Genomic DNA, 10,948 nt, shown 5'->3' on the forward strand with positions numbered 1-10,948 from the left:
AAGGCGCCACACTGGTCTGCGGGGTGTTCTGAAAACTAGGCCCGGCCCCCGCCGGACAGGTCGCACTACTCGCAGAGCAGCTTAGCAATCTGGACGGCGTTGGTTGCCGCGCCCTTACGGATTTGGTCGCCGCAGCACCAGAAGGTGATGCCGCGCGCGGCCTCGGGGTTCGAGATGTCGCGACGCACGCGGCCGACCCAAATCAAATCCTGGTCGGACGTATCCATCGGCATGGGGAAGCGATCGTGCGCGTCCTCGGCGCTCATGTCGTCAACCAGCTTGACGCCGGGAGCGGCAGCCAGCGCAGCACGGGCCTCCTCAACCGTAATGTCGCGCTCAAACTCGAGCGTAATGCTCTCGGAGTGCGAACGCAGCACGGGCACGCGCACGCAGGTGCAGTTCACGCGCAGCTCGGGCAGATGCATAATCTTGCGGCCCTCGTTTTGCAGCTTCATCTCCTCGGAGGTAAAGCCCTCCTCCTTGACGCCGCCGATCTGCGGAATCAGGTTGCTCGCCAGCTGGGCGGCAAACGCGCGCGGCTCGGGAATCTCCTCGCCGCGGCCCAGGGCGGCCAGCTGGGCCTCGAGCTCTGCCATACCGGGGGCACCGGCGCCCGAAGCCGCCTGGTACGTCGAAACGATCATGCGCTTCACGCCGGCGAGCTGATGCAGCGGCCAGGTGGGAACCAAACCGATGATGGTCGCGCAGTTGGGGTTGGCGATAAGGCCGTGATGCCACTTGATATCGTCGGCATTGATCTCGGGCACGACCAGCGGCACCTCGGGATCCATGCGGAAGGCGTGGCTGTTGTCGACCACGACGGCGCCGCGCTTGACGGCCTCGGGCAGCAGCTCCTTGGCGATATCGTCGCCGGCAGCGCCGAGTACGATGTCGCAGCCCTCAAAGGCATCGGGGCAAGCCTCCTCAATCACAACCTGCTCGCCGCGGAACTCGACGGTCTTGCCTGCAGAGCGTGCGCTCGCCAGCAGCTTGAGCTTACCGACCGGAAACTCCTGCTCGTTGAGGCACTCAAGCATCTGGGTGCCCACGGCTCCCGTCGCACCCAAAATAGCAACCGTGTACTGTTTCATGCTTCCCCCTTTAAAGGTTGTGGCTATCGCCCGCACGCCAAGCAGGCCGGATATTCTTGCCCAGTTTATACAAGAACGGGGCGGATACAAAACCCGCCCCGTCGAAACGAAACCGAAACGAAACGCCCGATAGTAGATTTTTGGGACATCCTAAAAAATCTACCGGGATGGTAACTACTTGTGGAGGGCTGCCAGGGCGGGATCGGCCGGCGCGGGAGCCTCCAGGTCGGAGACCTTCACAATGCCGTTTTCGTCGGAGAAGGCACGGTAAATGGTCTGGATCGCCAGGTCGAAGTCCTTCTCCTCGACACCGATGATGATGTTGATCTCGTCACAGCTCTGCGAAATCATACGCACGCTCACGCCAGCCTGGCCAAGCATGCCAAACAGGTGGCCCGAGATACCTGCGCGGCCGCGCAGGTTACGGCCGACGGTCGCGATAAGTGCCAGACCCTCGACAACCTCGATCTCGAGCGGCTCGACCTCCTGCTGAATGTCGCCCACGAGCGAGTACAGCGAATCGTGAACGTCCTGCTCCTGCACCACGGCGCCAAAGCGGTCGACACCGGTGGGCATGTGCTCGACGGAAACGTCATAGCGCTCGAAGACCGAAAGCGCACGACGCATAAAGCCGACGCGGGGCTTGGTACGGTCGCGGGCAACGTTAATGGCGACAAAGCCGCGCTTACCGGTCACGCCGGTGATGATAGGCTCAGCCGCGCCCTCATCGGCGGTCTCGCTAATGATGGTGCCGGGGTCCTGCGGCGCGTTGGTGTTCTTGATGACCAGCGGAATACCAGCCTCGCGCACGGGGAACACAGCCTCCTCGTGCAGGACGCTCGCGCCCATGTACGAAAGCTCGCGCAGCTCCTCGTAGGTAACGCGGGCGATGGGCTGAGCCTCGGGCACAATGCGAGGATCGGCAGAATAGAAGCCCGAGACGTCGGTCCAGTTCTCGTACAGGTCGGCGCCCAAGCACTTGGCCAGGATCGAGCCGGAAATATCGCCGCCGCCGCGGTCGAGCAGCTTGATTTGGCCCTCACGCGTCGCGCCGTAGAAACCGGGCATGACAAAGCCACCCTGCTGACCGTACTCCTGCACCAGCTCGGAGGTGCGGTTCATGCTGAGCGTACCGTCGTGATGGAACGCCACGACCGTCGCGGCATCCAGGAACGGCAGGCCCAGGTACTCGGCCATCAGACGAGCGGTAAAGTACTCGCCACGGCTTACGAGCTCCTCGGTGGAGTAGCCACCGGAGCGAGCACGCTCGGCAAAGGCCGCAAACTCCTCGCGGATGGGATAGGTGAGCTCCAGCTCGTCAGCGATATCAAAATAGCGCTGGCCAATGTCCTCGAGCAGCTCCTCGCACGACACGTGGTACTTAACGTGTGCGTTAACCAAGTAGAGCAGGTCGGTCACCTTGGTATCGCCCTTAAAGCGGCGACCGCAGGCAGAAACCACCACAAAACGGCGGGCCGGGTCGGCATCGACAATGGCCTTGATCTTCTTAAAGTGTTCGGCGTCGGCGACCGACGAGCCGCCAAACTTGGCAATCTTAATCATGGGCTTGAGGTTACCTTTCTAAAAGCCTCTGCAAACCTGTTTTGCGCGCTCTGATACCATGGTTTCACCGATTGGGACCAAGGCATCCGAGGAGCAGTGTTATATGGGAACTTATCATAGTACACGAGGACGCACTTTATCGTGCTCAAGTAAGGTGGCAATCCGTACCGGCATCGCTCCCGACGGGGGTTTGTTTGTCTCGGACGAGCTGGGCACCCAGCAGGTCGATATCAGCTCGCTTGCAGATAAATCGTACTTTGAAATCGCTCAAGATGTGTTGGGAATGTTACTGAATGATTACACAGCCGAAGAAATTTCGGCCTGTGTGAATGAGGCATACCGCGGCACGTTCGCGAGCGAAGAGGTTACGCCGCTCGTCAAACTCGACGCCGCACCGGGCGCCGACGCCCCGCAAACCTATGTGATGGAGCTCTTTGGCGGCCCCACGAGCGCCTTTAAGGACGTCGCCCTGCAGATGCTCCCCCGCCTGATGGCCCGCACCTCTGCCAAGGACGGCGGCGCCGAGCGCATCATGATCGTCACCGCCACGTCGGGCGACACCGGCAAGGCAGCACTCGCCGGCTTTGCCGACGCTCCGGGCACGGGCATCACTGTCTTTTATCCCGAGGGCAAGGTCAGCCGCGTCCAGAACCTGCAGATGTCCACTCAGGAGGGCGACAACGTCGCCGTCTGCGGCATCCGCGGCAACTTTGACGACGCCCAGAGCGCCGTCAAGCGCATCTTTGCCGATAAGGAGCTTGCCGAGCGCCTGGAGGCCGCTGGCACCGTGCTTTCGAGTGCCAACTCCATCAATGTCGGCCGCCTGGTGCCGCAGGTCGTCTACTACTTTGCCGCCTATGCGCAGCTGCTGCGCGCCGGCGCTATCGAGGCTGGCGACGCCGTAGAGTTCTGCGTGCCCACCGGCAACTTTGGCGATATCTTGGCCGGCTACTACGCCAAGCGCATGGGTCTGCCCGTCGCCAAGCTCGTCGTGGCGAGCGACAAGAACAACGTGCTGGCCGACTTCCTGACCACCGGCGTTTACGACCGTAACCGCCCGTTCTTCACGACCATCTCGCCGTCGATGGACATCCTCATCAGCTCCAACCTGGAGCGCATGCTCTACTTCCTGTCCGATGGCGACTGCGAGCTCGTTGCCGGCCTTATGGAGCAGCTCGCTCAGACCGGTCGTTACGAGGTGCCCGCCGAGCTGCTGGCAAAGATTCAGAGCGTCTTTGGCTGCGGCTGGGCCAGCGAGGACGAGGTCCGCGCTGCCATCAAGACCTGCTGGGATGCGAACGGCTACGTGATCGATCCGCATACCGCCTGCGGCTATCACGTCTTTGAGCAGGTCGCTCCCGCCGAGGGCGCCAAGGTCCGCGTGCTGCTTTCGACCGCCAGCCCTTACAAGTTCCCACGCGCCTGCTGCGACGCCTTGGGGCTCAACGTTCCCGAGGATGATTTTGAGGCCATGCGCGTGCTCGAGCAGGCCACCAACACGGTCGCCCCGACCCAGCTCGCCGAACTCGAGTCCAAGCCCATCCGCTTCGAAGACGTCTGCGACGTCGATGAGATGGCAAACTACGTCGAGTCCGCAGCAAAAAAGATGGCTACCAACTAAACCCCTCATTAAGCGCCGGCGAAAGCCGGCGCACCTTCTTTCATCAGATAACCCCCGGGATGATGACGAACGCGCACAGCGTGCCTGGCTGTTTAGTTCGTCGCGAGTTCCGCACGCAAAGGAAAGCACTTAATGTGCTTTCCGTCTTGCGCAGGACTGCCCGAGCAGCGAACTAAACAGCCAGGCACGCCAGGAGGACTCACATGATCAAAATCACCGTCCCAGCAACCAGCGCCAACCTAGGCATTGGCTACGACACCCTCGGCATGGCCGTCAGCCTCTACTCGCACTTCACCTTCGAGCGCGCCGACAAGCTCACCATCACGGGCTGCCCCGAGGAATTCCAAAACGAGAACAACCTGGTCTACGTGAGCTTTGTCGATGCGCTTGCCGCATGGGGCGAGCCGGCTTTTCCCGTTACCATCGACATTCAGACTGACGTTCCCGTCGCTCGTGGCCTGGGTTCCAGCTCCACCTGCGTTGTCGCCGGCATTATGGCCGCCGCCGCGCTGACGGGCCACACCGTCGACCGCGCCGAGCTCGTCCGCATTGCCACCGAGGTCGAGGGCCATCCCGATAACGTCGCCCCCGCTATCCTGGGCGGCGCCGTCTGCTCCTTTACGCCGACCGATTCGCTCCCCCAGTGCCTGCGCTACGAGGTGAGCGATCGCCTGCGTTTTATTACCGTGATTCCGCCCTACGAGGTACACACGAGTGAGGCGCGCAAGGTCGTGCCGCAGGAGATTCCGCTTTCCACCGCCGTATGGCAGATGGGCCGCATCGCCGGCATGACGCGCGGTCTCGAGACCGGCGATCTGGACCTGATTGCCGCCGCCAATGACGACCGTATTCAGGAACCCTATCGCCGTCGCCTGATTCCCGACTACAACGCCGTGCGCGACACCTGTCTTAACGGCGGTGCCAAGACCATCTGGATCAGCGGCTCCGGCTCGACCCTCATGGCCGTAACCGACGACACCATCGTGGCGAAGTTCCTGCAGGTCAAGCTGCGCGAGCAGTTCCCCAAGTGTGAGACGCATATTCTGACGTGCGACACGGAAGGCGCCCAGATCGAATACCTGTAGTCGCCGTCCCGTATACCCGCCGGGGAGGCCAGGGGCTTTGCCCCCAAATCGTCCTCGGACATGACAGGACCCCCGCTGCGCACTTCGTGCGGCGGGGGTCCTGCCGTCCTGCGGAAAGATTTGGGGGCAAAGCCCCTGGCCTCCCCTACGTTAACTTCGCTGGCGGCGGCTACAGGGACCTACGCTCTGGAAAGTCGCCGGGCTGATAGTTGATTTTTATTGGCAGGGGCACTTGCTAGAGGCAGGCTTCGGCGATGCGCTTTTTGAGTTCGTCGATGCCCACACCGGTTTGGGAGCTTGTGATGATTACGTTTTCGGCAGGGACGTTGAGCTGCTTTTTGATGACTGCTGCCTGGCGGGCCTGCTGGGTGCGGCTGAGCTTGTCGGCTTTGGTGAGGCAGACGATAAAGTTGAACTCGTTGCCCTGTAGGTAGTCGATCATGTCGTGGTCGAGCTTGCTGGGGTCGTGACGAATGTCCACCAGCGAGACGACCAAGTTAAAGCTGCGCTCGGAGTCGAAGAAGTCGCCGATAAGCTCGGCCCAGCGGTCACGCTCGGCCTTAGAACGACGGGCGAAACCATAGCCCGGCAGGTCGACGAAGTGCACGTCGTCGGCCTCAAAGAAGTTGATGTTGCTCGTCTTGCCCGGCGTACTGGAAACCTTGACCAGGTTCTTGCGACCAAAGAGCTTGTTCATAATCGACGACTTGCCCACGTTGGAGCGGCCGACAAAGCTCACCTCGGGGCAGGTGGACTCGGGAATCTGCGAAACCTTGCCGTAGCTGGCGACGAACTTGGCAAGCTGGTAGTTAATGGAATCGGCCATGGACACTCCTTGGTCGTAGGTTCTTATAATTAGACGCGCTATTGCCCAGCGGCAATGCGGCGGACGATATCGAGCGTGATGTCACTTGCGACACGCGCGTACTCGAACAGATCGAACTCTCGGTCGCAAATTGCATCGTACGCCTCGTCACAATTATCGCTGACAGCGCGCAACACCAGGCAATCGACACCATTTTTGGTTGCGACATGGGCAATTGCCGCGCCCTCCATGCCGACACAATCGGCATGCGTCGCCTCGATAGCGTCGTTGCGCATGGCGGCGCCCGTCACAAAGCGGTTACCCGTGGCAATCGTGCCGACCAGGAACTGCTTGGTGCCCTCGTTCGAAGCAACTGCATTTGTCGAAGCGTCGACAAACCCACGCTCAGCAAGCACGTCGGCGGCAATATCGACCAGCGCGGGCGTCGAGCCAAACTCCTCGAGCCCCGGTGCAGACTCGGCGATAAGCGCGGTATCGGTATCCAGATAGCGCAGGCGTTTGCCAATGACCACGTCGTCGATATGGAGCTTTGGGTTCAAACCGCCCGCAATGCCCGAAAACACAACAGCCTGCGGAGCATACTTGCTAATGAGGTGCTGTGTTGCAGCAGCGGCGTTCACCGTGCCCATGCCCGCCGTTGTGGCAACAACTGTCAGACCGTCGAGCTCACCGCTCACAACGGTCAAGCCTGCCTCCCGCGCCTCGCAAACGTCGCTCAGCTCTTCCTTAATCTGCATGATCTCTTTTTCGAGCGCACCGATAATCGCGATGGTAGCCATACCATTCCCCAAACCTATACGAAATTCTCAACCACGGTATGGTACCAGCATTTTGTTTGACCTCGCCAAACGAACACGCTAAGCCAGTGCAGCTCGCGTATCAAACAGCGCCTTTGCAATCGCGGCCGTAACCTCGCTCGAGTGGTCGCTCCACGGCATCGATGTCATGGCGCTCATGACATAGGTACGGCCATCGATGTCGATAGCAGGCATTTCTTTCCAAAGATATTCAGTCGCGTTTAAGGTGTCTCTAAACAATAAACAGGCGTTTCTATGCAAAAACACCGATTCCGTTGCGCATCTTTGCCCAAAACGCAGTTGCGGTGAAATAGTTCCTGTTTGGGCGGCATAAGCCGAAAAACAAGAACTATTCCACCGCAACTTGACGGAGCTCCCTAGCAATCAACTAGGTGCCCGGGGGCACTCATTTAAGTCTGCCCCCAATGAGTGCCCTGCTAGCCGATAGCGTTTTTGAGTTCGGCGCGGCGCTTTTTCATGCCGGCCATGACGGCGTTGCGCAGCTCGGGCATGCGCGCGGTATCCATCTGGGGCACGCCCTCGAGCTTATAGGGAATACCCAGTTGCTCGTACTTGACGACACCCATCGTGTGATACGGCAGCATTTCCAAGCCCACCACGTTGTGCCATGGAGCGATCAGGCGACCGAGCTTCTCGCATTCCTCCGCCGTATCGGTGATACCCGGCACCACCACGTGGCGAATAACAACCTTAATCTTGCGACGGGCAAGCTCATCGCCAAACGCCAGGATGCGCGCAGGATCGCAACCGGTCAGCTTTTTATGCTCAACTGGATCGGCATGCTTGATGTCGAGCAGCACCATATCGGTCTCGTTGAGAACAGCATCGAACTTCTCCGGATGCTTGGGATCAAATGCATAGCCACAGCTGTCTAGGCAGGTGTGTACGCGGCCATCGGGGTTGTTGTGCATCACGCGGAACAGGTCGGCCAAAAACTCGGGCTGCAGGAGCGGTTCGCCACCCGAAACGGTAATGCCGCCGCTACGGTAGAACTCATGGTTGCTCTGGAACTCGTCCATGAGATGCTCGACGGTCACCATCGTGCCGCCGTTAACAGACCAGGTATCGGGATTGTGGCAATACGCGCAGCGCATGGGACAGCCCTGAACAAACACCACAAAGCGGATGCCGGGTCCGTCGACCGTTCCCATCGTCTCGATCGAATGCACGCGACCCAGGGCATACGCAGAGTCCTCGGGATGAGCATCCACACCCTCAAGCGTCATCTCAGCCATTCCCGCAACCTTGCCTCTCTTTGGTTTTTGTCAATTAAAATGCCAGAGCCATTCTAGCCCATACGCCTGATGGCGAAACGGTTTAGCGGTCAATTAGATCGTCCTATTTGACTCCACGCAAAAGCGGCGGGAAGGTTGTCGCAACCCGCCCGCCGCCGTGGCAATAGAAATCGATAGTCGCCAAGCCTTACGCCTTAAGCGTAAGCACCGCGCCAAAGGCGGTCGGACCGCAGTGGCTCGAGATGACGCCGCCGACCTGAGTCCAGGTAACGTCCTTAAAGCCCAGGTCGTGCGCATAGACTTCCATATCGTCGCGCAGCTCCTCGGAAAGGCCCACTGAATACGCCAAACCAATGTGCGAGTAATCAATATCGCCCTTCGCAACCATGTGGTCAATAAAGGCACGGGCGCATTTAAGCATAGAGCCGCGGAGCTTCTTGGTCGCCACGAATTTGCCACCCGTTACCTCAATGCAAGGCTTAATCTTGAGCAGATGGGCACCGAGGAATGCCACGTTGGACAAACGACCGCCGGCCTTAAGGAAGGCAAGGTCGGTAGGAACAAAGCCCAACAGCACGCGGTCCATAACGGAATTGGTAAAGGCGAAAATCTCGTCGACGGTGGCATCCGGATGGGCTTCGATATACTTGGCGGTCTCAACGGCGACAAGCGACTGGCCCACCGACACAAAGCGCGTATCCATGGAGAACACGTAGTCGCGCCCCTTAGCTGCAATCTTGGAGGACTGATGCGAGCAGGTCGTGGCCTCGGAATACGCGAGATGCAGGATAGTCGCGTCGGGCTGCTCGGCGTGAATGCGGTCGTACACATGCGCAAAATCCGCCGGCGAGCAACCGCTGGTCTTGGGCATGACGCCGAACTCGTTGCAGCGCGAGTAAATCTCGAGCGGATCGATCGAGCCGTCCTCGACGGTCTCGTCACCAATCGTGACATGCATGGGCACACGCACGATGCCATAGCGCTCGCAGAGCTCCGGCGTCACATCCGAACCAGATTCAACCACGATTACGTACTTGCCCATTATCATCACAACCCATCTCAACGTTGGCTTTTAAATATGTGACGCACGTCCGCCGTCCTGCTGCAGAACGGCCTCCAAGCGCCAAAGAGACGCCGCCCCTTGCACACAACAAAGGACAGCGTCTCCCTGGAAAACTCCGTGCTTATCTGAGATTCTACACGGTTTATTAAGGAGTGTTACTTATTCCGCAAACGGTAGCTATACACGATAAGCGGTAGCAAGCAAGTATCCAGAACGCTCAACCCATTAGGAGAGTTCCGCCTAAAGGGTGACTACACAGGACCCCGCTGGGGCTGTTTAAGCTACCTCCCAAAACATTCCGCACTGATATTTTCTGTATTGAAGACGTCGATGATGCACCCGTATACCATTGACGTCGACACCATCAGATGCGGACCGCGCGGTGACCCCACATTCCGCTGGCGCCCACAGGGCTGCCCTCGTTTCCTGACATGTCCCGCGCGGGCCGCGGCGAGCCGAGACCGCCGCATGACCTAATAGGAGCATGGAGCGATACCGCGGACCCGAACAACCGCATTCTATCGCGCCCCGTCAGTGTGCCGTCTGCCCGGTCCAGGCGAGCACGGAAAGAACGGAGCGAGTCATGAGAACCGAATCGACACCCGGCGCCCGCGGGCCGGTCTTCTGCGGGGTCGACACCCACGCCGACTCGCACTGGCTGTGCGTCCTCGACTGGAGGGGCCGCAAGGTCCTGTCCCGCCAGTTCCCCGCCGACGCGGCGGGCTACGAGGCGCTCGCCGGGGCGATCGCGGCGGCCGGGGAGCCGGCCTGCGTCGCGATGGAGGGGACGTCGTCCTACGGGGCGGGCCTCACCAGGCACCTCGCGTCGCTGGGGATGCCCGTGCGCGAGGCGCTCTCCCCGGCGAGGATGCAGAGGAGGCGCCCGGGGCAGGGAAAGTGCGACGAGGCGGACGCGGAGAGGGCCGCCCGCGCGGCGATGTCCGGCTCGAAGCTCGGGACCCCCAAGAGCCAGGACGGGTGGGTCGACGGGGTGCGCTGCATGCTCGCGGCGCGCTCCGGGGCGGTGAAGGCGCGGACCTCGGCGATAAACACCGCGAGGTCGCTGCTCACCACCGCGCCGGAGGGGCTCAGGTCGAGGTTCCGCGGCATGGGAGGGCCGAGGCTGATGGAGGAGCTCCCCTCCGTGCGCGCCGAGGGCGCGCTGGGCGCCGCGCTCGGCGCGCTGGCGGACCTGTGGGAGGCGGCGCGCGACGCGGCGCTCGACATGGAGCGCGCGATCGAGGCGTCCCTGGAGGAGAACTGCCCCGCGCTGCTGGCGATGTACGGGTGCGGGCCCGTGAGCGCGGCCAAGCTCGCGGTCGCGGCCGGGGACAACCCGGGCAGGCTGCGCTCCGAGGCGTCGTTCGCGGCGATATGCGGGGCCTGCCCCATCCCCGCCTCGAGCGGCAAGACCGTGAGGCACAGGCTCAACAGGGGCGGCGACCGGCAGGCGAACAGCGCGCTGCACGAGATCGCGAGGCAGAGGGTCATGCGCGACCCCGAGACCGCCGAGTACGCCGAGAGGGCCAGGGGGCGGGGGAAGAGCGACAGGGAGGTCATGAGGTGCCTCAAGCGCTACGTGGCCAGGGAGGCGTACCGGGCGCTGATGCACCCGCACGAGATCAGGAGGCCCGGGGACGCCTCGG

10 protein-coding genes are annotated in these 10,948 nt (G+C 61.2%); 3 read left to right on the forward strand and 7 right to left on the reverse strand.

Annotated features, from left to right (window positions below; genetic code table 11):
• Positions 1 to 65: 65 nt before the first annotated feature.
• Both DW195_RS10020 and DW195_RS10025 read right to left on the reverse strand, forming a co-directional pair.
• Positions 66 to 1,091 carry an aspartate-semialdehyde dehydrogenase gene (locus DW195_RS10020; protein WP_118206625.1) on the reverse strand — a complete coding sequence of 342 codons (1,026 nt, stop codon included), beginning with the start codon at positions 1,089 to 1,091 and terminating at the stop codon, positions 66 to 68.
• Between the two features lie 174 nt (positions 1,092 to 1,265).
• Positions 1,266 to 2,654, reverse strand: coding sequence for an aspartate kinase (locus DW195_RS10025; protein WP_118206626.1), 1,389 nt, complete (start codon positions 2,652 to 2,654; stop codon positions 1,266 to 1,268).
• Positions 2,655 to 2,757: 103 nt separating this feature from the next.
• Here DW195_RS10025 and thrC point away from each other — a divergent pair, with 103 nt between their 5' ends.
• Together thrC and thrB are read left to right on the forward strand one after the other, a co-directional pair.
• A complete protein-coding gene (thrC, locus tag DW195_RS10030) occupies positions 2,758 to 4,275 on the forward strand; it encodes a threonine synthase (RefSeq protein WP_118206627.1) in 1,518 nt (505 codons plus the stop codon).
• Between the two features lie 203 nt (positions 4,276 to 4,478).
• Entirely contained in the window at positions 4,479 to 5,360 is an 882-nt protein-coding gene (gene thrB, locus DW195_RS10035) for a homoserine kinase (RefSeq protein ID WP_118206628.1), read from the forward strand.
• Positions 5,361 to 5,595: 235 nt separating this feature from the next.
• On the opposite strand, the gene yihA is transcribed toward thrB, so the two are convergent.
• The 5 genes from yihA to DW195_RS10055 all read right to left on the reverse strand — a co-directional run bounded on the left by yihA (position 5,596) and on the right by DW195_RS10055 (position 9,281).
• The gene (gene yihA, locus DW195_RS10040) at positions 5,596 to 6,186 is read right to left on the reverse strand and encodes a ribosome biogenesis GTP-binding protein YihA/YsxC (protein ID WP_118206629.1); all 591 of its coding nucleotides are present in this window, start codon (positions 6,184 to 6,186) and stop codon (positions 5,596 to 5,598) included.
• A gap of 38 nt (positions 6,187 to 6,224) precedes the next feature.
• Positions 6,225 to 6,965, reverse strand: a complete 741-nt coding sequence (mtnN, locus tag DW195_RS10045; protein ID WP_118206630.1) for a 5'-methylthioadenosine/S-adenosylhomocysteine nucleosidase — start codon at positions 6,963 to 6,965, stop codon at positions 6,225 to 6,227.
• A 78-nt stretch (positions 6,966 to 7,043) separates the two neighbouring features.
• A complete protein-coding gene (locus tag DW195_RS10680; protein WP_255413541.1) occupies positions 7,044 to 7,178 on the reverse strand; it encodes a hypothetical protein in 135 nt (44 codons plus the stop codon).
• Between the two features lie 242 nt (positions 7,179 to 7,420).
• Positions 7,421 to 8,239, reverse strand: coding sequence for a pyruvate formate-lyase-activating protein (gene pflA / locus DW195_RS10050; protein WP_118206631.1), 819 nt, complete (start codon positions 8,237 to 8,239; stop codon positions 7,421 to 7,423).
• Between the two features lie 187 nt (positions 8,240 to 8,426).
• Positions 8,427 to 9,281 carry a DegV family protein gene (locus DW195_RS10055; protein WP_118206632.1) on the reverse strand — a complete coding sequence of 285 codons (855 nt, stop codon included), beginning with the start codon at positions 9,279 to 9,281 and terminating at the stop codon, positions 8,427 to 8,429.
• A 604-nt stretch (positions 9,282 to 9,885) separates the two neighbouring features.
• Between DW195_RS10055 and DW195_RS10060 the strand changes: the two genes are divergently transcribed.
• The coding region (locus tag DW195_RS10060; RefSeq protein ID WP_118206633.1) for an IS110 family transposase at positions 9,886 to 10,948 on the forward strand (1,063 nt) is incomplete at its 3' end.

This window comes from Collinsella sp. AM17-1, from assembly GCF_003470665.1.
Classification (GTDB): domain Bacteria; phylum Actinomycetota; class Coriobacteriia; order Coriobacteriales; family Coriobacteriaceae; genus Collinsella.